Origin of the sequence: Sphingobium sp. B2 (genome assembly GCF_007693735.1) — a bacterium.
GTDB classification, from domain to species: domain Bacteria; phylum Pseudomonadota; class Alphaproteobacteria; order Sphingomonadales; family Sphingomonadaceae; genus Sphingobium; species Sphingobium xenophagum.
Window position 1 is genome coordinate 40,768 of record NZ_VDBZ01000007.1, and the last position, 20,448, is coordinate 61,215.

The window sequence follows — 20,448 nt, forward strand, 5'->3', positions numbered from 1 at the left end:
CGACATTGTCCTCATCTCCTTTGCAGACGCGGAGACGGGGCCGATGATCCGACTTGGAGAATTGATGATGATCCTCGAACTACATCGGCAGGGCGTATCGATATCCGCCATTGCCCGACGCACTGGTCGCGATCCCAAGACCATCCGAAAATATATCGAACGGGGCATCGAGGCCCCGGTTTACGGCCCTCGCATGCTGGGTCGACCGAACAAACTGGCACCCTATCTGGAATTTTTGCGTGAGCGAGTGACGGCCTTTCCCGATCTGACGGCGGCGCGCCTGACGCGGGAAATCCGTGAGCTGGGATATATGGGCGCCTATACCGCGGTAAAGCGGTTCCTGGCAGCGATCCGGCCGGGAAACGGGCCTAAGCCCTTTGAGGTTCGGTTCGAGACGCCGCCTGGCGTGCAGGCACAGGTCGACTTTGCCCGGTTCGTCGTCGAATTTACCGATGAGCCCGGCGTCAGCCGGATCGTCTGGCTGTTCAGCCTGGTGCTGGGACATTCGCGCTTCCTGTTTGCGCGCTACGTCATGCATCAGGATCTCCAAAGCCTGTTGCGCTGTCATATGCAGGCCTTTGAAGCGCTCGGCGGCGTCCCGATCGAGATCCTCTACGATCGCATGAAAACCGCTGTGACCGGGGAAGATGATCAGGGCCACATCATCTACAATCGATCATTGCTGGCTCTGGCCGGGCATTATCGCTTCGTGCCGCGCGCCTGCCGTCCCTATCGGGCCAAGACCAAGGGAAAGGTCGAGCGGCCATTCAGCTATATCCGCAAGGACTTTTTCCTGGGCCGGAGCTTCCGCAATCTGGACGATCTCAATGTCCAGCTGATCGACTGGCTCGATACCGTCGCCAACGTCCGTGTCCACGGCACGACGCAGCGGATTATTGCTGAAGCCTTCGCCGCCGAGCAGCCTGAGTTGCAGCTGCTCCCGGCGGGCCGCTTTGACGCTGTTCTGAAGCTGGAGCGCCGCGTCAGCCACGATGGGATGGTCTCGGTCGGCGGCAATTACTACAGCGTTCCCGATCGCACCCGGCGCGTCGTCGAAATCCAGCAGTTGCCCGACAAGATCCGGATCGTAGACCTGGGCCAGGTCATTGCCGAGCACCCGGTTCTTGAGGGGCGCCGGCAGTACAGGATCGATCCTGCGCACCGGACAGGCAGCAGCGGCGCCAAGCGCCGTATCCATGGCAAAGAGGTAATCGCCATCGGTCGTGTAGGCGAGCATGTCACCGTGCGCTCCCTGGCCATCTATCAAGCGATCGGCAGCCAACTGGCGCGGGGAGAACGGCCATGAACCATGGGGGTGCCGCATCCCGCGTCGATAATATCCGCCGCAGCCTGGTCCATCTCAAAATGCCACGCGCCCTGGAGATGCTCGACGCCACCCTGCGCGGCATAGAGCAGGGCAAAATCGATGGCATCGAGGCCATCGACATATTGCTGAACGAAGAACTGTCGCTCCGGGAGAACCGCAGGATCAAGGCAGCCCTGCGCATGGCAAGGCTGCCGATCATCAAGACGCTGGACGGATATGACTTCTCCTTCCAGCCATCGCTCGACCGGAACCGCATCCTGGCGCTCGCTGGCCTGGACTTCATCAACCGGGCCGAGGTGGTGCATCTGCTGGGCCCGCCCGGTACCGGGAAAAGCCATATCGCCACGGCCCTTGCCGTCGAGGCCGTGAAGGCGGGCAAGAGCGTCTACTTCATCCCGCTCGCCGATCTGATCGCTTCACTGACCAAGGCTGAACGCGAGGGCACGTTGCGCGAGAAGATCCGCTTCCTATGCCGATCTTCCCTGCTCGTCGTCGACGAGATCGGGTATCTTCCCGTCACGCCCGGCGGCGGCAATCTCTTCTTCCAGCTCGTCAACGCCCGATACGAAAAGGGTGCCATGATCCTGACATCCAACCGCGGCTTCGCCGAATGGGGTGATGTCTTTGGCGATCCGGTGGTGGCCACAGCGCTGCTCGACCGCCTTCTTCACCACGCTGTGGTCGTCCAGATCGAGGGCTCCAGCTATCGCATGCGACAGCACGCCGACCTCCTGCCCGAGCATGCGCGCATAGCACCGTCCATCAACTCACCGCCCTTGCCGAAACGGCGCGGCCGCCCGCCAGCAAAGGAAAAGCCCGATCTCCATCACGGCTGATCACCGATACAAACCCTCCCGCCAAACTAGGGAATTTTAGATGCCCACTTTTGCGGAATCTTCGGTGCCCGTTGACACGAGGCGATCGATCGTCAACTTGATGCTCTCAGGGCTTTCAGCTCCGTAGCTGAGGCCGCCAATCGTTGTTCCCTCGCCAAAGCCAACGATTCCATCGGAACAGAGCAGTCGGACGATTACGATCGTCTGTGACTGCATCGTTGCGACAGACAGCACGTGTGGCCGGATCGTCGGCACATCTAGAATGATTGTCTCGATGGCGTTGATGGTAACGCGTGTCATCGCCCCGTTCCTCTCCTCAGCTATGTGAGGCTAGGAAAATAAGCTGATCGTGAAAAATGCCGATTTGGTTGGCCATGATACCTTTTCGGCATCGGGCTTAGGCGCTGAATGCGATCGACGGAGTCGCGGCGGCCCGATTTTATGTCCCGCAGCCAGCTATCACAGACACGATGCCAGGAAGAACGCCAGAGCCATCTTTCTTGGCCGTTTTACGTTAGAATCGGATTACACCGCACCGCGCAATGCTTTCGCCAGCATCATCGTCAGCTCACCGCGGTTGACGCCGTAAAGCAGGCAGGCCGCTTTCCACCAAAATGTATAGGTTCCGCTACCGACCTCCCGTCAGGCTGATCCGATTGCCAAGGTGACGGAAGGCGCGATCACGGCAGGTAAGCAGGATGACCTGCATCCGTGTTGCGGCCTCGGTCAGGATTTCGGTCATGATATCTAGTCGGGTATCGTCCGAGTAGACCAGCGGGTCGTCCAGGATCAGCGAGACCGGCGCTCCCTGCTCAAGGAGCATGTCGGCAAAGGCGAGCCGGGTGAGAACCGCTAACTGCTCCTGCGTGCCCCTGGAGAGATCGCCGCAACTCTCGCCCAAACCGTCCCGAGCAATTGACGCCAGACCAAGGTCGTCGCCAAAGCCGGGGTCCGCACCCGGCAGCAGCCGTTCGATGTGCCGGCGCGCACGCCGCGCCACTGGCCCGACGAACGTCCGCGACGTCTCGACGCGTGCACTCTCCAACGTGTCACGAAGCAGCTTCAGCGTCTCCGCTTCCTGCGTTACACGTGCCAGGTTGGCAACTGCGGCATCAGCCTCCTCTCGCGCGACTGCGGCGCGGTCGGCCAGCCCCTTGCCGCCTTCCGCCTCGATCCGCGCCTCCAGCCCGGCAATCACCTTTTCCAGGTCGGTACGCTGTGCCCGGGCCACCCCGACCCGCTTGTCTAGCAGGCCGATCTGCCGTTCGATCGTCGCAACGTCATGCGCGGTCGCTGCGCGTTCGGCATCCTGCAGGTTGACGAGCGCTGCCGCCTCCTGCTGGCGCGCTTCGCGCAAGGCCTCGTCAAGCGAAGCCACCTCGGGCCTGGCTTCCAAGGCGGCAAGCTGTGCCGCGGCGTTCAGCGCATCCCGCTCGGCGCCAGCTTCCTGCACCATCAGAGGAGCATTGCGCGCCTCCACTTCGCGCAACTGCTCGGATGCCACCGCATCGACACCTTCAGCCCTTGCAAGGGCCGTATCCGCCTCACCCGCTGCAACCGTCAATGCCTCGATGTCGGCTTCTTCGTCCCTCTCCTGCCCTTCCGCGCCTTCCTCCAATTCGGCAATGAAGAGCTTCAGGGCGGGCGCACCCGCCTTGATCCCGAGCAGCGTCACGGCAGGCGTGATCCCGGCGATCCGCGCTTCAACCGTGCGAAGGTTGGCGACCGCGTCTCGCGCGGCCTCGTTGCGAGCGCGAGCCGCAGCGACGCTCTCCACCCCGTGCTCGGCTAAGGCTGCGTTCAGATCATCGGTCGCATTGGCGAGTACCGTTTCGGCGCCTTGCAGCCCGACCGGCGGCCGGATGATGAGCTCGGCATTGCCCAGTCGGATGCGCGTCTCGCGAGACAGCATCCGGTCACCACGCTCCGCCGCAGATCCGTCGATCGTCAGGCCGCTGAGATCGCCGGCGAACTCGATCCGCGTCGCACCGGCATCCACGGCCGCCCGCGCCTTGTCCACGGCACGTTCACGTTCTTCGAGGGCCTTGATGACGGTGGTGGGGATCATCGCAGTCGCGAGCTGGCGCGTCGCTTCGTATTCGGCCTCCAGCGCAACCAGCTCGGCATATCGCCGTCGTGCCTCGCCGATTGCCCCCCGGCGCTCGCGCTCCGCAGCCCGTATCCGAGCAGCGTCAAGTGCCGCGTGGGCGGTCCGCCGAGTGTCACGATCACGGGTTAGCAGCTCACGGGCTGTCGTTGCTCGTTCCTGCGCGGCCGCCAGCTCCCCGACCAGGCCCGATCGGCTATCCCGTGCCTTGCCAAGCGCCGTAGCCGTGTCGACGACAGCTTTACGTGCGGTTGCGAGGCGCGATGCGAGATCCTCGAGTGCCTTGACGCGGTCGACAAGCCGGCCCTGCTCGGCGCGGCGTGTGTCGAGCAGTTGAGCGGCAGAACGCGCCACGTCGAGCTGGCCTACCAGCGCCCGACGCTGCTCAGCATCGGTGGTATCGGCAAGATCGCGATCGAGCACCTTCAGCCGCGCCCGCGCAGCCTCGAGATCGGAGAAGCCCTGCTCGAGTGCGGCAAGCCGAGTTGCCGCCTCGCTCGCGGCGCGTTGTGCTGCCTCATGTTCGTCGCGTGCGGCAGTCTGGCGACCGGTCGGCCGACCGCTGTTGGTCCAGTATTCCGCGAACTGGCTGTCGATGCGGGGGCGAACACGCTGGTAGGCGGCACCACCCATGATCGTGCCGACCTCGGCTTCCAGAGTAGCGCGAACGCTGTCGCGCACGATCTCGCCCGGCGCCGTCACCTCAAGCGCCTGCGCCTGCCCAACCCACAACAGGCCGAGTGCGCCGTGCGCTGCCGCGTCGCCGCCCTGGCTGGTGTCGCGACGCGCGCCGAGCAGCGCTTGCAGCTGCGCCTCGGCATCCTCGCCCTGCGCACGCCCGTTCGGTCCCCGAACCTCAACCGAAGCACTCTTCAGGAAGCGCTTGCTGACTTCCCACGCCTCGCCTTTCGCCTCGAAGCCGATCTCGATCTGCGGGGCGACGGCCTCACCGTAAGGCGCGTAGCTACGCGCAAGCCGGTTAGCGGTGTTGTGCCGGATGAAGAAGGCGGCGCGCATCGCTTCCAGCAGCGTCGACTTGCCGGTCTCGTTGGGCTCGATGATGACGTTGAGCCCATCGGTCAGCCCGTCCAGCACGAAGGGGTCGCGGTATTTGCGGAAGTTTGAAAGCGCGATGCGCCGGATCCGAAGGCTCATGCCGCGTCCTGCCCACGCTGATGTTCCACAAACAGGCGCTCAAGCGCCCGCCTGGCAATGGCGCCGTCGCTGCCACCGGCCTCTATCATGCTCATCAGCTTCGCCGCGGCCGTGCCGATCATCCCCTCGACCCGCAGGTCTGCCAGATCCTGTTCGCTCGGCCGACCGACGAGATCGTCGGCGGTGACCGCCAGATGGCGCAGGCGATGGCGCAGGTCGTTGTCGAGGCGCGCAAGGATCGCGATACGATCGGACAAACTGACGATACCCGAGAGCGAGAGCTGCAAGAGGGTTGCCGATGGTTCGACCTGCGCAAGCAGCCGGTCGCACTCGGCGGCGAAGCCCTCCGCGTCGGCCACCGTCCACGAACGCATCAGCCACTGGAACCTGCCAGTACGGATTGGCGACACCGACGGCTCCGCTCCTGCCTCAAGCGTCACGAGCAGAGCGTAGCCCGGCTCATCCCTCTGGAAGCGATCGGTTTCTGGCGTTCCTGAATACCAGGTGCGTGCATCGACCCTGAGGCTCCCGTGCCAGTCGCCCAGCGCAAGATAGTCGAGGTTGGAGCGCTGCGCGCGATCAGGTGCGATCTGGTTCTGAGCCTCGCCTCGCGACGAGAAGTCGCGGATTGAGCCGTGAGCGAGACCGATGCGCAAGCGCGCGCCTGGCGTCTCCATCGTGTCGAACAGCGCGGTTGGATCGTCGAGATTGTGCCGGTGGGTTAGCGGTGCCGGCAGCAGCCACTGCCCGGGCTCCAACTCGCATGGCACCGGCTCGGCGAGGATGCGGATATTGCCGACGCCCTTGGCGCGGACACGATCCCACAAGCCGCTATTGCGGGCGAAGTCGTGGTTGCCGGGCAGCAGCCACCAGGTACAGGCATAGCGCTGCATCCGCGACACCGCCTGCACGATCACGCGGTCTTCCGGTCCCTCAGTATCGAACACATCGCCGGCGACCAGCACGTGCGCGACGTCATGCTCAGTTGCAGCTTTGCCGATCGCGTCAATCGCATCGAACCGCGCTTCGCTGAGGGCAGCGCGCACGTCGCTGTCGAAGCGGCCATACGGCTTGCCGAGTTGCCAGTCGGCTGTGTGGATCAGGCGTAGCATGGAAACCTTCTGGCGGTGCGGGTCATGGCTGTCGAGCGGGACGTCCTGCCCCCTTCCCTACCCCGCCACCATGTAAAGTCAGCGGATCGTGACAACCTTGACCTCGACCGCATCGGCGATCTTCTTCCAGTTCTGGTCGCTGGTCCATGCGGGCAGACCGTCGCGCTGCGCGAGTGCCAGGCAGAAACGGTCACCAAGGCTGAGCCCCGCCTCGGCTGTGGCCGCCCGCAACCGCCCGGCAATCTGCGCGAGTGCCTTGTCGGCCGGCACGACCGTCAGCGGCAGTGGATCGAGCATCGCATCGACTTCGCGCTCGGGCATGCCGGCATGGACGAAGTGGCTGACGACCTCAGCATAGTTGACGCTGCTCACCCGCGCCCCACCGATCTCAGTCGCGACCTTTGTCGCTCCGCGTTCGCCTTTGAGCATCGCGATGATCGCAGACGCATCCAGCACCACGCTCATTCGCCGCTCTCTTCCCGGCGTCGGGCAAGGAATGCGTCCACGGATGCGTCAGGATTACCGCCGGTGTACTGCTTGGCCAGAGCCTGGGCGCGTGCCACAGCCTGGCCTGCCGTCCGCAACACCACGCCGTCCTCCGTCTCGTCGAGATAGACTGCACCACCGCCACTCAGGCCAAGGCGCTTCCGGACGTCCGCCGGAAGGCTCATGCGCCCATTTGGCGTAATGTTAATTTGCAAGGTCATGTTAGCATACCAGCCCTAATGCACCACGTCTATGCAATATAGCTGAAGCGTCCATCCACGACAACAATATCGCGTTCGCGCCCTTCCTTCCTTCCAATGTCACATTTGACCTTGCGTGTCACATCGCTACAATCCTGCCAAATGCGCAATTTAGGAGGTGCGTTTTGGGTATGCCTTTTGAAGACCGCCCCTAAACTGGTGCCTTAATGGTGCTTTTCCCACTTTAAAAAGACTGGACAAACAAGCACCACGTATCGAAGACCGCACCATGTTTATTCGGGCCTACCTCCGCGCATCTACGTCCGAACAGGATGCATCACGCGCCCGCAGCGTCCTCGACGCCTTTGCGGTTGAGCAAGGACTGCGGATCGCAGCGCGCTACGTTGAAAACGAAAGCGGTGCCAAGCTGCATCGGCCTGAGCTGTTCCGCTTGCTCAACGACTGCGAACCCGGCGACGTTCTGTTAGTGGAGCAGGTCGACCGGCTGTCCCGCCTCACCTCCCCGGACTGGATCCGTCTACGTGGCCTGATCGATGCCAAGCACGTCCGCATCGTTGCGCTCGACCTGCCGACATCGTGGACCCTGACGGCGCCGGCCGACGAGTTCACCGGCCGCATGTTCGCCGCGGTCAACGCGATGATGCTCGATGTCCTCGCCGCGGTAGCGCGCAAGGACTATGAGGATCGCCGTCGTCGTCAGGCTGAAGGGACGGCTAAGGCCAAGGCCGCCGGCCTTTACAAGGGCCGCCCTGCGAACAAGACGCGCAACGCTGCTATCTCCTCCCTGCTGAGCGATGGCCGCAGCTGGCGGGAGATCATGGACGCGACTGGATGCAGTCGCACCCTGCTCGCCAAAATTGCTCGCGATCGCCGGCTCCTCAAAGCTGCGACGTCGGTCGAAACGGATGGCTAAAGCAGTCCCGTAACTCCATCTCAATCCAGCCATTTAGGGAAAACAGTTTCGGGAACGGATTCCGGGAATTGCACCGCGCCCGCCTTTGGATACAGTCCCTGCCCCTCCGCGATCTCACCCGACCTTCGTTTTTGGGAAAGCCGTGCGGGCCGCTTTCACGACTATAAAATCTGCCTGTTTCGCCGATGATTATGATCCGGGGTTTTGACACCTGTGAACCGGCCGGAAAGGGGGCCGGTTGAGGTGGTGTCACAACCGGACGGTTGTGACACTGGCCGAGTTACGGACTGGAATGATAAAACAGGAAGTAGTTCGGTACGATCAGTCAGGGATCAGCGCCCAACCACGTATCTGCAACGTCGCCATTGTGGTGAGAGCCGAGACGTCGACTTCGACAGCCTTATCGACCGTAACCGGAGCGATCCCATTCCCGACTAAAGCCTGGCTGCACACCCGAACGGACACGCCTGCTCGTTTCAGCGCCGCTATCAGGGCAAGATTGGGATTCTTCGCAGCACCGGTTTTTGTCGCATATTCCCCATCTTCGGAAATAATCGGCGTCGCCGGGCCGTGGACGATCACGACCACATCTCCCTGTGTTGGCCGCACGCCGTCCGTCCCGAGCAGGTTCAGGAAGCGTGCGACCTTCTCCAGCGAAGGATTGACCTTGTCGGGAGATGACGCCGCCTTCGTCACGCTGAACAGTACGCGATAGCGCAGGGAGCGATCCGGCCGCTCCAAGGCGCCTTCGATCGGCGTGATCTTGCCATATCCGGCAATCACGGGTTGCTGAGCGGCGACGCCTGCTGACCCGGCACTGCTCATGACGGCAAGGCATCCGGCAACTGCGATAATGGGAAACCGCATCTCATTTTCCTTCCACAACCGGAATGATTATCCGACCCTTGCAAACATGGCCGCGCCCATGTTTTGCGGCCGCGCTGTAACCGACGCCCCGCGCGCTCGCGCCGGACGGGGAGCGGGCGCTGCTTCCTCCACGGCTGTATCGTCGGCGCCGAACATCGCTTCCAGCGTGCGCACGCACAGTGCAGCGGCCTCATCGGCAAGACGGTAGTAGACCTGCTTGGCTTCACGTCTCGTCTTCACCAGCTCGGCGCGGCGCAGCTCGGCAAGCTGCTGGCTGAGGGCCGGTTGGGTCACGCCGGTAGCAGCCTCTATGTCCGCAACCTGACGCTCACCGCCGAGCAGATAGGACAGGATCATGAGACGCTGGGGCTGAGCGAACACCCGCAGCTTCTCAACCGCCGTGTCCGCGATCGCGCGGGATTGATGGATCGCCGTCATCGATCGGCCTCCAACTGATGAAACCAGTCTGCACCTGTCTCTTATACACATCTAGATGTGTATAAGAGACAGCCCGCAGCTTCTCAACCGCCGTGTCCGCGATCGCGCGGGATTGATGGATCGCCGTCATCGATCGGCCTTCAACTGATGAAACCAGTCTGCACCGGCGTTGCCCGGCAGGGCAGGCGGCAGCAGAACATCGTCACCCGGCTGCCAATCGGCCGGCATGTAGGCTTGCCCATCGGCCGATCGCTGCAGCGCCCTCACCGTGCGGAGCATCTCGTCGACCGATCGCCCGACGTTCATGGGATACCAGTTGAGCGCACGGATAATGCCCTCGGGATCGATGAAGTAGGTCGCACGCACGGCTGAAGCATCGCCGGCCTGTTCGTCGAGCATGCCATAGGCGTAACCCACGGCCATCGACGGATCTTCCACGACCGGAAACGGCACCTCTACGCCGAAGACATCCTTGATCGCACGCAACCAGGCGACATGCGAATACAGGCTGTCGACCGACAGCCCGAGCAAGGCGCAGTCCAGCTCCTCGAATTGCGGTGCGGCCTTGGTCAGGGCTACAAACTCGCTGGTGCAGACCGGCGTAAAATCAGCCGGGTGCGAGAAGAACACGACCCAGCGACCACGATACTGATCGAGCGTCATTTCGCCCTGCGTCGTGCGGGCGGTAAAATTCGGGGCAACGTCCCCGATACGCAACGAGCGCGGTGCGTCTGCATCCATCGTTTCCATGTTTTTCAGATGGCACGGGGCGCCCGTTGACGCAAGTGGGTTACACGACTACATAAACCGTGAAATCGATAAACGGAGGCAATTGTGGAATCGGCGTTGAGCGAGGCAGTTGCGCAGATTGAACGTGCGAAGGCGGCAGGAGCGCCGGTCGTTCATTCCTTCTTTGATGAGCCGACCAACACCGCGACCTACGTCGTCTGGGACCCTGCCACGCGGAAGGCCGCGGTCGTCGACAGTGTGCTGGATTTTGACGCTGCGGCCGGTCGCACCAAGACGGCGTCGGCGGATGTGGTAATCGCTTATGTGCGGGAGCACGGCCTTTCGGTCGACTGGCTGCTTGAGACCCATGCTCATGCCGATCACCTGTCTGCGGCGCCCTATCTGCAGAAGGCGCTGGGTGGTCAGCTCGCGATCGGCCGCGAGATCATTCGCGTACAGAACGTCTTCGGCAAGATTTTCAACGCCGGCACCGACTTCGAACGCGACGGCTCCGAGTTCGACCGCCTGTTCGACGATGGCGATCGTTTCGCGATCGGCGACATCGAGGCCATCGCGCTGCATGTGCCGGGGCACACCCCCGCCGACATGGCCTATGTCATCGGCGACGCGGTCTTCACCGGCGATACCCTTTTCATGCCGGATTACGGCACAGCACGCGCGGACTTCCCCGGTGGTGATGCGCGCCAGCTATTCCGCTCGATCCGCCGACTGATGCAGTTGCCTGACGAGACGCGGCTGTTCCTGTGTCACGACTACAAGGCTGCGGGTCGCGACCAGTATGTCTGGGAGACGACCGTGGGCGCGCAGCGCGTCGGCAACGTCCATGTCCACGAAGGCGTGGACGAAGACGACTTCGTCGCGATGCGCACCCGTCGCGATGCCACCCTGTCGATGCCCAAGCTCATCCTGCCCTCAGTTCAGGTGAATATGCGCGGCGGCCATCTGCCGGAGCCGGAAGCCAACGGCACCCGCTACCTCAAGATCCCACTGGATGCGCTGTGATGCCCGGATTTCCCCATGCCATGCCGCTCGCCGGCTTTATCGGTGGGCTGATGATCGGTGTCGCTGCGGCGATCATGTTACTGGGCAACGGCCGCATCGCCGGGGTCAGTGGCATGTTCGCCCGTGTCCTCGGCCTTTCCCAAGGAGGCGCGCCCTGGATGATGGCACTCCTGTTTACAGTGGGGCTGCCCCTGGGTGCAGCCCTTGTTGCGGCCAATCGGGATGTGGAAGCCCGCTTCCCGACGTCGCTCGGGCTGATCGCCGTCGCCGGGCTGATCGTCGGGATCGGTACGCGGCTCGGCGCAGGGTGCACCAGCGGTCACGGCGTCTGCGGCCTGTCGCGCCTGTCGCCGCGGTCTATCGTCGCGACGGGTACGTTCATGGCGACCGGTATCGCCACCGTGACCCTCATGCGCCTGGCGGGAGTGGTAGCGTGATGCGGCAAGGCATCCTTTCGCTTGTCAGCGGCACGCTGTTCGGCGCTGGCCTCGCCGTTTCCGGCATGATCGATCCTGCCCGGGTACGTGCGTTTCTCGACGTCACCGGAGCCTGGGATCCGACCCTCGCCTTCGTCATGGCGGGAGCGATCCTGCCGATGGCGATAGCCTGGCTCGTCGTGCGTGCGCGCTCCACGCCGATCGTCGCGGAGCAGTTCTATACGCCCGCCACGTCGCCGATCGACGCGCGCCTCATCGCTGGCGCCGCCTTGTTCGGCATAGGCTGGGGCCTTGTCGGCTTGTGCCCAGGCCCCGCCATCGCCGCACTCGCGATCCAGCCTGCCCCCGCGCTGCTCTTCATCGCTGCGATGGCGCTCGGCGCAGCCATCCACCGCTTCGCACTCATCCCACGCCGTTCGGCATGACCGGACAGGAGACGTCACATGGCCTTCAAGAAGATCACACCGTCCTTCTCGGCTGCTCCCCAGCTCACCCGGGATGATGTCGCTGCCGCCGCACAGGCGGGGTTTCGCTCGATCGTTTCGAGCCGGCTCGATGGCGAGGAGCAGGGACAGCCGAGCGCACACGAGATGGCCCGGATCGCCGAAGAACACGGCCTTGCGTTCGCCCATGTCCCGATCGTGCCGGGCAAGGCGACCGATGCCGATGCGGACCGGATGAAGGAAGCGCTGACTGCGCTGCCGGGACCGACGCTCGGCTTCTGCCGAAGCGGCATGCGGGCGGCTACCCTTTGGGCATTGGCGGAGGCGGATCATGCCGATCCAGAAACGATCATCGGTCAGGCCAAGGCAGCCGGGTACGATCTCGCCGATCTGAAGCCGGCGCTGGCCCGTCGTTCCGAAGGGGCCGGCAAATGACCTACGACATCGTCATCATCGGAGGCGGAGCCGCGGGCATCGCAACAGCCGCCAGCATCCTGAAGCGCAACGCCAAGGTGTCAATCGCTGTCGTCGATGCGGCCCGGGACCATTATTATCAGCCGGGTTGGACGATGGTCGGGGCGGGCGTCTTCACGTCCGAGCAGACCCGCAAGGCCGAAGCCGATGTCATGCCCAAGGGCGTTGAATGGATCCGGCTGCCTGCGATCACCATCGACCCCGAGCGTCAGGCGATCACCCTGGGAGACGGGGATACGATCGCCTACCGTGTCCTGATCGTCGCTCCCGGCCTGCGTTTGGCGTGGGATAAGATCGCGGGGCTTCCCGAGGCGTTGGGCCGCAACGGCGTCACGTCCAATTACCGCTACGATCTGGCACCTTACACCTACCGGCTTGTCCAGGAATTGCAGCGGGGACGCGCGCTGTTCTCGCAACCGCCGATGCCGATCAAGTGCGCCGGCGCGCCTCAAAAGGCGATGTACCTGTCCTGCGACATCTGGCGCGATCACGGTGTGCTCCCCGCGATCGACGTCGAATTTCACAACGCCGGTGCGGCGCTATTCGGCGTCGCGACCTACGTCCCTGCGCTGATGGAATATGTCGAGAAGTATGGGATCGACCTTAGGCTCGAATCCAACCTCGTCGCGGTCGACGCCGATCGGCGTATTGCCACCTTCGAGCGCAAGCGGGACGGCGTCAGCGAGCGGGTCGAACGCGAGTTCGACATGCTCCATGTCGTGCCGCCTCAGGTTTCGCATGATGTCGTCGCCAAAAGTCCGCTCGCGGCGGCAAACGGCTTCGTCGAGGTCGATGAAGCGACGCTGCGCCATAAGCGGTACGACAATGTTTTCGGCCTGGGTGATGCCGCTGGCACCAGTAATGCGAAGACGGCTGCGGCAGCCCGCAAGCAGGCACCCGTGGTGGCGGTCAACGCGCTCGCCGCACTCGATGGCAAGCCACCTATTGTCGACTATGACGGCTATGGATCGTGCCCGCTCACGGTCGAGCGTGGCAAGATCGTCCTCGCCGAGTTCGGCTATGGTGGGAAACTGCTACCCAGCTTTCCGTCGTGGCTCCTGAACGGCACGCGCCCGACGCGAGCTGCCTGGTTCCTGAAGGAGCGGATGCTGCCCCCGATCTATTGGCAGGCCATGCTGAAAGGCCATGAGTGGATGGCGGCCCCGCATGAGATCGGCAAAGCGGCATGACCCTCGAACCGCTCCAGTATCTGTTGGGCGCGCTGTCCGGCAGCCTGGTGGGCTTTACCCTCGGGCTTGTCGGCGGGGGCGGCTCGATCCTCGCCGTGCCGCTCATGGTCTATCTGGTGCGCGTGCCCAACGCCCACCTCGCCATCGGCACGAGCGCGTTCGCGGTGGCCGCTAACGCTGCAACCGGCCTGATCGGTCATGCCAAGGCGCATAACGTCAAATGGCGCTGTGGCGGCATGTATGCGACCGCCGGCGTCATCGGCGCCCTGTTCGGCTCCACCGCGGGCAAGGCCGTCGATGGCGGCAAGCTCCTGTTCCTGTTCGCGCTGGTCATGGTCGTCGTCGGCGTCCTGATGCTGCGCGGGCGCGGTGACACGGGCAGCCCGGGGGCGGAGTGCAACCGGGAAAAGGCGCCGAAGGTGCTGGGCTACGGCCTTGGCACCGGTCTGTTCTCGGGCTTCTTCGGCATCGGCGGGGGCTTTCTGATCGTCCCCGGCCTGATCGGGTCGACGGGCATGCCGATTTTGAACGCTGTCGGCACGTCCTTGATCGCCGTCACCGCGTTCGGGCTGACGACGGCCGCCAACTACGCGTTTTCCGGTCTGGTAGACTGGCCGCTCGCTTTCGTGTTCATCGCCGGTGGGGTTGTCGGCGGCCTGATCGGCACGCGCATCGCGAAGCGCCTCGGCTCGGGCGGCACGCTCACCACGGTCTTCGCCGTCCTGATCTTCGTGGTGGCGACCTACATGCTCTGGAAAAGCGCGGCCGCGTTTCTTTGATGGGGGGTGCGATTACCATCGGGCCGCTGATGCTGGCCGTCGATCGCGGGCTTGCCGTGCTGTGTATCGTCGTGTTCCTTGGTCTAACGACGCTGGCCGGTCGGCTTCACATCCCTCGCGTGTCGACGGTCTCCACCAGCGCCATCGTCGCTGGACTGGTTACGGCGCGGATCGGTTACGTTGCAGCGCATTGGTCGAGCTACGTCGACGCTCCGCTGTCCATCCTTGCCATGTGGCAGGGCGGCTTTTCCCCCCTTGCAGGGCTTCTCGGCGCAGCGGCGATGCTGGCGATCCGGCTTGGTCGCTCAAGCGCGCTGGCGGCAGGCTGGGGAGCGTTGGCTGTTGCGGGTGGCCTCTGGTTCTTGCTTCAGGCGCTGATCCCTCCCGTGACCTACGGCCCGTTCCCCTATCATCTCAACCTGACGACCCTGTCCGGCGCGCCGCTTCCACTCGATCGTTTCCGTGGCCAGCCGTTCGTAGTCAACCTGTGGGCGACATGGTGCGGCCCGTGCCGGCGTGAGCTGCCGATGCTCGATGCGGTTGCATCGCGCCCTGGCGAGGTCCCGATCCTTCTTGCCGATCAGGGCGAGGCGCAAGCGATCGTCAGCGGTTTTCTCGGCCGTGAAAATATCGGAGCGCGCCATGTCGCGCTCGACACCGATCGTGGCCTTTCCCAAGCCCTGAAGGTGGCGGGGTATCCCGCAACGGCCTTCGTCGCGGGCGACGGCACAATCGTACAGCTCCAGCTCGGTGAATTGTCACGCGCCGCCCTCGTCGATGGAATCGAATTAGCAAGGAAACACCGATGAACCGTCGCAACCTGTTGTCGCGGGGCCTCCTGGCTGCGCTTGCCTTCGCCGCGCCGATCTCCCCGGTTATCGCGCAGCAGCCCGATCTGTCGCGCAAGGCCGTCGTCGACGATCCCGTGGCACCCAAGCGCGCCGGCAAGACCTATGACGTCACGGTGGTCGAGTTCTTCGACTACAACTGCCCCTATTGCCGTCGCATGGAGCCGGTGCTGAACGCCCTGCTTCGCTCTGACCCGAGGGTACGGGTCGTGTACCGGGATTGGCCGATCTTCGGACCTGCTTCACGTGAGGCGTCGCGCGCAGCCGTCGCGAGCCAATGGCAGGGCAGGCATGCCGCCTTTCACGAGGCGCTGATGACCTCGCCGGCGCGGCTCGACAGCGCGGGCGTCAAGGCAGCGGCTGCCAAAGCCAGGGTCGACTGGCCCCGTCTGCAACGGGATCTGAAATCGCGCGGCGCCGAAATCGACGCGCTGCTCACGCGCACCGATGGCATCGCCCAAGCGATCGGTTTCAACGGGACGCCGGCGCTGATCGTCGGCTCGCAGGTCGTCGCCGGGGCTCTGTTGCAAAGATTGGCGGCAGTCAGAGGTAGGCTGTCGCTCTGCGCCGATCAGGCGGCTGCTGCGAAATGGTGGTTGAGCATGCCCATGGCCTCCGTCAGCGCCGAGGGCCCAATGCCAAAAGCTCTCTCCACAAGGCGCACCTCGCCCCTGATGCCGGGCTGCAGGCACCAGGGGCGAGCCTGTCCTTTGCGCAGGGCTCGCATGACTTCGAATCCCTTGATCGTGGCATAGGCCGTGGGGATCGATTTGAAACCTGTCTCTTATACACATCTAGATGTGTATAAGAGACAGGCACTGGACCCAGCGATAGATCGTCGTATGGTCGACCGAAATGCCGCGTTCCGCCAGCATTTCCTCAAGGTCGCGATAGCTGATCGGATAGCGACAATACCAGCGCACCGCCCACAGGATCACATCACCCTGGAAATGGCGCCACTTGAAATCCGTCATCGTTCCGTCCGTCCAATCTCCGCCAAGCATGCTCAAGCTTCACGATTTTTGCAACAGAGCCATCGCGCCTGCCCGAGGCCAGATCCTCGTAAAGGTGCGCAAGGCTCACACCAGCGGCGATGAGCGCATCGCGTTGCAAATTGGTGGACTGGGATCCGTCCGCCTTCGATACCCGCATGTAGCCGATCAGCACCTTTTCACCCGTCACGTATACGTTCGATTATGTGACAGTGTGAGCCGGAAAGCTCTATCCGTCAAAATTTGTCACTTAACCCGTCATTTTGTTTAAGACATGCAAAGGGTGCATCAGGCAGGTAATGTGACAGAAATTCCGGCGGGATGCCTTCCTTCACGAAGGTGGCGCGCAACCGTTCCAAGGAAGCGGGATCGCGCCGACCATAGGAAGCCAACGCGAACAGCGAGCGTGCCGTCTCGGGGTTGTGTCGCGCTTCAATGATGGCCTCGTCGATGGCCTGGACTGCACGCTGCCAGTGATTGATGGGCTCGGGCTTCGGCGCTTTCGTCGGCAGGCCACTGGTGAACCCGGTTTGGGGCTCGGACCAGAATAGCTTTGCCTGCTCGCCTGGCGGGCTGATGTCCCTCACCTCAATCAAGCTGATTGCCGTTGCCGCCGCCTCCAGCATCTGTAACCGTACTATCGGATTCAGGGTTTCATACGGTCGCCACAGACTTTGCCCAGCACGCAGCGGATGCCCGCAGCCTTCCCAGACTTGGCGGGGATACCCCGCGCAGGTTCCGCACGCGGAAAGCGGGGTGTTCAGCTCATCGAGCAGCGTGCGAAGAAGTCGAAACCACAATCCGGCGTGGATGCGTCGGCGCGGCAGCTCCACGTGACCGGTTGTCAGTGCCTGCCAGGTACGCTGGTCCATCGCCGCAATCGCGTCGCTGGCGGTGCGCGGTTCGGCGTCGGCGTTCTCCCAGCCGAGAAACCGCCCTGGCACGCCCCAATAGGATTCCAGCCAGCAGCCATGCAGCGGGCAGCTCAGCATCAGGGGCAGCTTCCACGCGAGCAGTACGGCTTGGTTCTCCGGATCGCTCAGGCAGAGCGGACAGGCGCGGTTTATCGGCTGGCTGGGCAGCCAGGCACGCCAGCTCGTGATGGATCGCGTCTTACGGCGGAGTCTTGGCAGCAACACCGAGAGCTGAAACGCATAGGTTTCCAAGGCGTCTGGAATCTGGTCATCAAGGCTGTCCAGTAGCCAAGGCACCCATCCGGCGAAACTCATACAGCGCAGCCGGTCCAGCTCGATGCCGCTCCGCTGGGAAAGCAACGCCAGCAGCGAGAGTGGTGGCGCGGTGTCCAGGTCATCGACCTGGCCGTGACCAAGATCGTGCTCCAGCAGGTCGGGCTCCTCCATGTGATAGCAAAGGGCCACGCGGTTGAGCCATGAGGACAGCGCCTCGCCTTCTTTCGGGGCGGGATGCAGCGGCCAGCGCGGCGCAGGCTTCACATCAGTTCCCGCTCGAATTGCCGCCGCCGCTCGCTGGGTCCGGTGTAAACGGCCATGCTGAGTGTGCGATGGTTGATCGCTTCCTCGCCGCTCTCCACGGCGACGATGGCCGCCGCCATCAGCAAGTGCGCCAGTTCCCCTATGGTGCCCTCGCTGCGTGTGAGCAGGTAGCGAGCCATGTCCAGCGTGGCAATTGGGGAAGGCCGGCGCAGCGGGAGCGAAGCGGCGAAGCTGGCCAGCAGTGAGCAGCAATCGTCGTTGGCCTCCCATACCGGCAGCATCATCGGCTCGAAGCGATTTTCCAACTGGTCATCGGAGCGGATGGCTAGGTAGGCGTCGCGCGTGCCTACCCCAACCAACGGGATGCGCAGTTCGTTGCCGAGGAAGCGCAGCAGGTTGAGGAATTCCCGGCGGTTGACGCTGTTGCCGGCCAGCACGTTGTGCAGCTCGTCGATCACCAGCATGCGCACGCCGACCTTGCGCAGCAGTGCCAGAGCCAGTTGCTCCATTTCCGGCAACCGTGGGCGTGGGCGCAGCGGCGCGCCCATCGCGGCGAGCAGCGCGACGTAGAAGCGGATCACGGACGGCTCGGACGGCATCTGCACGACCAACACCGGGATGTGCTCCTGGTCGGCGTCGGAGCTGGCCGGGTGGGTGCGGCGGAACTTCTCGACGATCATCGACTTGCCATTGTTGGTCGGGCCAACCAGCAGCAGGTTGGGCATGCGTTGCTTGTTTGGCCACGCATAAAGGGCTTCCAGCCGGTTCAGCGCCTCGACTGCGCGCGGATAGCCGATCCAGCGGTCGGCGCGAAGGCGCTGGATGCGCTCGTCCGCCGGAAGACGGGCCAAGCCCTGGGCCGCCGGCAGCAGGTGGGACAGGTCGATGATGGGATATTCGTCCACGGCTACCACTCCTCAATCTGGTCGAACGGTTTGGCGGGTGGCAAGTTGTCTGCCTGCGGGTCGGCAATATCCGTATCCGGCGGAACGGGCTTGTCCGGCCGAGCTGATGTCTTGAGGTGCTGGCGGCGATCCGCGTCACGCCGCGCCTTGCGTGTGGCCTTCTGCGCGCTGGTCACAATCTCACGCATCTGGCCGATCATGCGGAACAGCGCCGACTCATCCACCTGTTCGCGCCCTTGCTGCCGCAGTTTCGCCAGCGCCTGCCGTTGTTCCCAGAGGGTGACAGCCGGATGCGACAAGGTACGGTAGGGAATTTCCAGGTAATGCTGTCCCTCCGGTTCCAGGACCCAGATACGGCTGATGTCGCGCGGATCGCGCCGGATCAGAAAGGACGGCCAGCGTTCACGCCGCGCAATCCACGGCTTGAGCGCATCGGCGTAGTAGTGGATGTGGTCGATGACAAAGCCGGTGCGGGTCAGCGTGCGCCGGAGGATCGGCAGAAAATCGACCAGGAACGAAGTAGCGCGTGTGACGACGGCCGGTACGCCGACACGCGCCACGGCCTCGGCCCAGCGCGCGGCCGGCGGTTGGAGCAGGCCGTTGTGCACCGAACCGTGGTAGGTGCCGACCGCCAATGTGAGCCAGCGCTCTAGCTCGCGCAGCGTCAGGGCGGCCTTGTTTTCGGAATCGTAGTCGCCGCGCTGGTCAGGGTTGGAGAAGGTCGTTCCCGGCAGTTCGTCGTGAATCATCTGCATCGCCGTGCCGATGATCCGTTCCACGATGCCGCCATAGTGCGGCTGTCCCAGCGGGCGATAGTCCAGCCGGATGCCATGCTGCTCGCAACCCCGGCGCAGGGCCTCGCTCTTGAACTCGGCCGCGTTGTCTAGGTAGAGCAGCAAGGGCTTGCCGCTCATCTGCCAATCCATTTCCACGTTCAGTCCTTCCAGCCAAGGGCGCTTGTCGCAGGCGACATGCACGAGGCACAGGCCAACCGAAACGGCAGACGGCGCTTCCAGCGTGACGACCATGCCGAGCACGCAGCGGGTGAACACGTCGATGGCGAGGGTCAGGTACGGGCGGCCAATAGGTTGCCGGTCGCGGTCATCGACCACGATCAGGTCGATGACCGTATGGTCTATCTGCACCTGCTCCAGCGGCGCGGTCACGGCAGGAGGCTCGCCGCCCACACCTTGTAGGTCACGAGCGGCATCCTGGCCTTCCCGCCGGCGGATGACCTTGCGCGGGTCAAGGCTAGCGATCCGTAAGGCCACGGTATTGCGCGCCGGCACTCGCAGTTTTTGAGCCTTGCACACCTGAGTGACTTCGCGGTGAAAGGCCGCTAGGCTGCGCTTCTGCTTGGTCAGGAACCGCTTTTGCAGTAGCTCGTGGATGACGCGCTCGACCGGTTCCGGCAAGCGCCCCTTACCTTTACCTCCACCGGACTGGCCGGGCACCAGATCCGTCACGAGGCCGCTGCCTTGCCGGGCACGCCGGATCAGAACGTATACCTGGCGCCGAGACAAGCCCAGCGCCTGAGCCGCCATATCGGCCGCTTCGTGCCCGACCGTCTCCGACTGCGCCAACGGACTGATGATCTCCGCACGACGGCGCGCACGCTCCCAAGCCTCATCAGGCAGAGTGGCCACGCCTTGTTCTGGAATCCGTGGGGTGTCCGTCGCCATGCTCACCTCGCTTTGGTGCACACGAGTATT

Annotated in this window: 22 protein-coding genes and 4 pseudogenes; 11 read left to right on the forward strand and 15 right to left on the reverse strand. The window is 63.7% G+C overall.

All coding sequences use genetic code 11. The features are described 5' to 3' along the window. Nucleotides 1-43 precede the first annotated feature (43 nt). Together istA and istB are read left to right on the forward strand one after the other, a co-directional pair. A complete protein-coding gene (gene istA, locus FE851_RS24205) occupies nt 44-1,306 on the forward strand; it encodes an IS21 family transposase (protein WP_145203421.1) in 1,263 nt (420 codons plus the stop codon). After that, a complete protein-coding gene (istB, locus tag FE851_RS24210; RefSeq protein WP_145203419.1) occupies nt 1,303-2,163 on the forward strand; it encodes an IS21-like element helper ATPase IstB in 861 nt (286 codons plus the stop codon). The genes istA and istB overlap by 4 nt, the downstream gene beginning before the upstream one ends. A gap of 36 nt (nt 2,164-2,199) precedes the next feature. Here istB and FE851_RS24215 read toward each other — a convergent pair whose 3' ends face one another. The 5 genes from FE851_RS24215 to FE851_RS24240 form a co-directional block, all read right to left on the reverse strand. After that, nucleotides 2,200-2,463 (reverse strand): hypothetical protein, encoded by a 264-nt coding sequence (locus FE851_RS24215; RefSeq protein ID WP_222422995.1) that lies wholly within the window; start codon nt 2,461-2,463, stop codon nt 2,200-2,202. Between the two features lie 328 nt (nt 2,464-2,791). Beyond that, a complete protein-coding gene (locus FE851_RS24225; RefSeq protein ID WP_066548726.1) occupies nt 2,792-5,425 on the reverse strand; it encodes an AAA family ATPase in 2,634 nt (877 codons plus the stop codon). After that, the gene (locus FE851_RS24230) at nt 5,422-6,537 is read right to left on the reverse strand and encodes an exonuclease SbcCD subunit D (protein ID WP_066548734.1); all 1,116 of its coding nucleotides are present in this window, start codon (nt 6,535-6,537) and stop codon (nt 5,422-5,424) included. The genes FE851_RS24225 and FE851_RS24230 overlap by 4 nt, the downstream gene beginning before the upstream one ends. A gap of 78 nt (nt 6,538-6,615) precedes the next feature. Then, on the reverse strand, nt 6,616-7,002 hold the full coding sequence (locus FE851_RS24235) for a type II toxin-antitoxin system VapC family toxin (RefSeq protein WP_066548737.1): 387 nt from the start codon (nt 7,000-7,002) through the stop codon (nt 6,616-6,618). Beyond that, on the reverse strand, nt 6,999-7,244 hold the full coding sequence (locus FE851_RS24240; protein WP_066548739.1) for an AbrB/MazE/SpoVT family DNA-binding domain-containing protein: 246 nt from the start codon (nt 7,242-7,244) through the stop codon (nt 6,999-7,001). Before FE851_RS24240 ends, FE851_RS24235 begins: the two co-directional genes overlap by 4 nt. 268 nt (nt 7,245-7,512) lie before the next feature. On the opposite strand from FE851_RS24240, the gene FE851_RS24245 reads away from it, so the two are divergent. Further along, nucleotides 7,513-8,157, forward strand: coding sequence for a recombinase family protein (locus FE851_RS24245; protein WP_066708884.1), 645 nt, complete (start codon nt 7,513-7,515; stop codon nt 8,155-8,157). Nucleotides 8,158-8,478: 321 nt separating this feature from the next. Here FE851_RS24245 and FE851_RS24250 read toward each other — a convergent pair whose 3' ends face one another. From FE851_RS24250 to FE851_RS24260, 4 genes are all read right to left on the reverse strand, one after another. Next, entirely contained in the window at nt 8,479-8,982 is a 504-nt protein-coding gene (locus tag FE851_RS24250) for a DsrE family protein (RefSeq protein ID WP_145206850.1), read from the reverse strand. 69 nt (nt 8,983-9,051) lie between these two features. Next, a complete protein-coding gene (locus FE851_RS24255) occupies nt 9,052-9,462 on the reverse strand; it encodes an ArsR/SmtB family transcription factor (RefSeq protein WP_066706233.1) in 411 nt (136 codons plus the stop codon). After that, complete coding sequence (locus tag FE851_RS26420) at nt 9,416-9,592, reverse strand: hypothetical protein (RefSeq protein ID WP_186378981.1); 177 nt, start codon at nt 9,590-9,592, stop codon at nt 9,416-9,418. The genes FE851_RS24255 and FE851_RS26420 overlap by 47 nt, the downstream gene beginning before the upstream one ends. Beyond that, a complete protein-coding gene (locus FE851_RS24260) occupies nt 9,589-10,212 on the reverse strand; it encodes a peroxiredoxin (protein WP_066706236.1) in 624 nt (207 codons plus the stop codon). Before FE851_RS24260 ends, FE851_RS26420 begins: the two co-directional genes overlap by 4 nt. Before the next feature lie 96 nt (nt 10,213-10,308). Between FE851_RS24260 and FE851_RS24265 the strand changes: the two genes are divergently transcribed. The 8 genes and pseudogenes from FE851_RS24265 to FE851_RS27070 all read left to right on the forward strand — a co-directional run. Then, nucleotides 10,309-11,214, forward strand: coding sequence for an MBL fold metallo-hydrolase (locus FE851_RS24265; RefSeq protein ID WP_371423995.1), 906 nt, complete (start codon nt 10,309-10,311; stop codon nt 11,212-11,214). Beyond that, nucleotides 11,214-11,651, forward strand: coding sequence for a YeeE/YedE family protein (locus tag FE851_RS24270; RefSeq protein WP_174525784.1), 438 nt, complete (start codon nt 11,214-11,216; stop codon nt 11,649-11,651). Before FE851_RS24265 ends, FE851_RS24270 begins: the two co-directional genes overlap by 1 nt. Next, nucleotides 11,651-12,076, forward strand: coding sequence for a DUF6691 family protein (locus FE851_RS24275; protein WP_145206851.1), 426 nt, complete (start codon nt 11,651-11,653; stop codon nt 12,074-12,076). The genes FE851_RS24270 and FE851_RS24275 overlap by 1 nt, the downstream gene beginning before the upstream one ends. 18 nt (nt 12,077-12,094) lie before the next feature. Then, entirely contained in the window at nt 12,095-12,529 is a 435-nt protein-coding gene (locus tag FE851_RS24280) for a TIGR01244 family sulfur transferase (RefSeq protein WP_066706245.1), read from the forward strand. Then, the gene (locus FE851_RS24285) at nt 12,526-13,758 is read left to right on the forward strand and encodes an FAD/NAD(P)-binding oxidoreductase (RefSeq protein WP_066706247.1); all 1,233 of its coding nucleotides are present in this window, start codon (nt 12,526-12,528) and stop codon (nt 13,756-13,758) included. The genes FE851_RS24280 and FE851_RS24285 overlap by 4 nt, the downstream gene beginning before the upstream one ends. Further along, the gene (locus tag FE851_RS24290) at nt 13,755-14,537 is read left to right on the forward strand and encodes a sulfite exporter TauE/SafE family protein (RefSeq protein ID WP_066706250.1); all 783 of its coding nucleotides are present in this window, start codon (nt 13,755-13,757) and stop codon (nt 14,535-14,537) included. Before FE851_RS24285 ends, FE851_RS24290 begins: the two co-directional genes overlap by 4 nt. Beyond that, on the forward strand, nt 14,537-15,346 hold the full coding sequence (locus tag FE851_RS24295; protein ID WP_066706253.1) for a TlpA family protein disulfide reductase: 810 nt from the start codon (nt 14,537-14,539) through the stop codon (nt 15,344-15,346). Before FE851_RS24290 ends, FE851_RS24295 begins: the two co-directional genes overlap by 1 nt. Nucleotides 15,347-15,543: 197 nt before the next feature. Continuing rightward, nucleotides 15,544-15,846 (forward strand): annotated as a pseudogene (locus FE851_RS27070) (DsbA family protein); the annotation flags it as partial. Between the two features lie 110 nt (nt 15,847-15,956). Here FE851_RS27070 and FE851_RS27400 read toward each other — a convergent pair. The 6 genes and pseudogenes from FE851_RS27400 to FE851_RS24325 form a co-directional block, all read right to left on the reverse strand. Beyond that, a pseudogene (locus FE851_RS27400) lies at nt 15,957-16,163 on the reverse strand (IS6 family transposase); the annotation flags it as partial. Between the two features lie 40 nt (nt 16,164-16,203). Further along, a pseudogene (locus FE851_RS27405) lies at nt 16,204-16,359 on the reverse strand (IS6 family transposase); the annotation flags it as partial. Between the two features lie 61 nt (nt 16,360-16,420). Continuing rightward, nucleotides 16,421-16,552, reverse strand: a pseudogene (locus tag FE851_RS26430) (recombinase family protein); the annotation flags it as partial. A gap of 61 nt (nt 16,553-16,613) precedes the next feature. Beyond that, a complete protein-coding gene (locus tag FE851_RS24315; protein WP_006122485.1) occupies nt 16,614-17,831 on the reverse strand; it encodes a TniQ family protein in 1,218 nt (405 codons plus the stop codon). After that, nucleotides 17,828-18,736 carry a TniB family NTP-binding protein gene (locus FE851_RS24320; RefSeq protein ID WP_003155746.1) on the reverse strand — a complete coding sequence of 303 codons (909 nt, stop codon included), beginning with the start codon at nt 18,734-18,736 and terminating at the stop codon, nt 17,828-17,830. The genes FE851_RS24315 and FE851_RS24320 overlap by 4 nt, the downstream gene beginning before the upstream one ends. Nucleotides 18,737-18,738: 2 nt before the next feature. Further along, on the reverse strand, nt 18,739-20,418 hold the full coding sequence (locus FE851_RS24325; protein WP_000179844.1) for a Mu transposase C-terminal domain-containing protein: 1,680 nt from the start codon (nt 20,416-20,418) through the stop codon (nt 18,739-18,741). Nucleotides 20,419-20,448 lie beyond the last annotated feature (30 nt).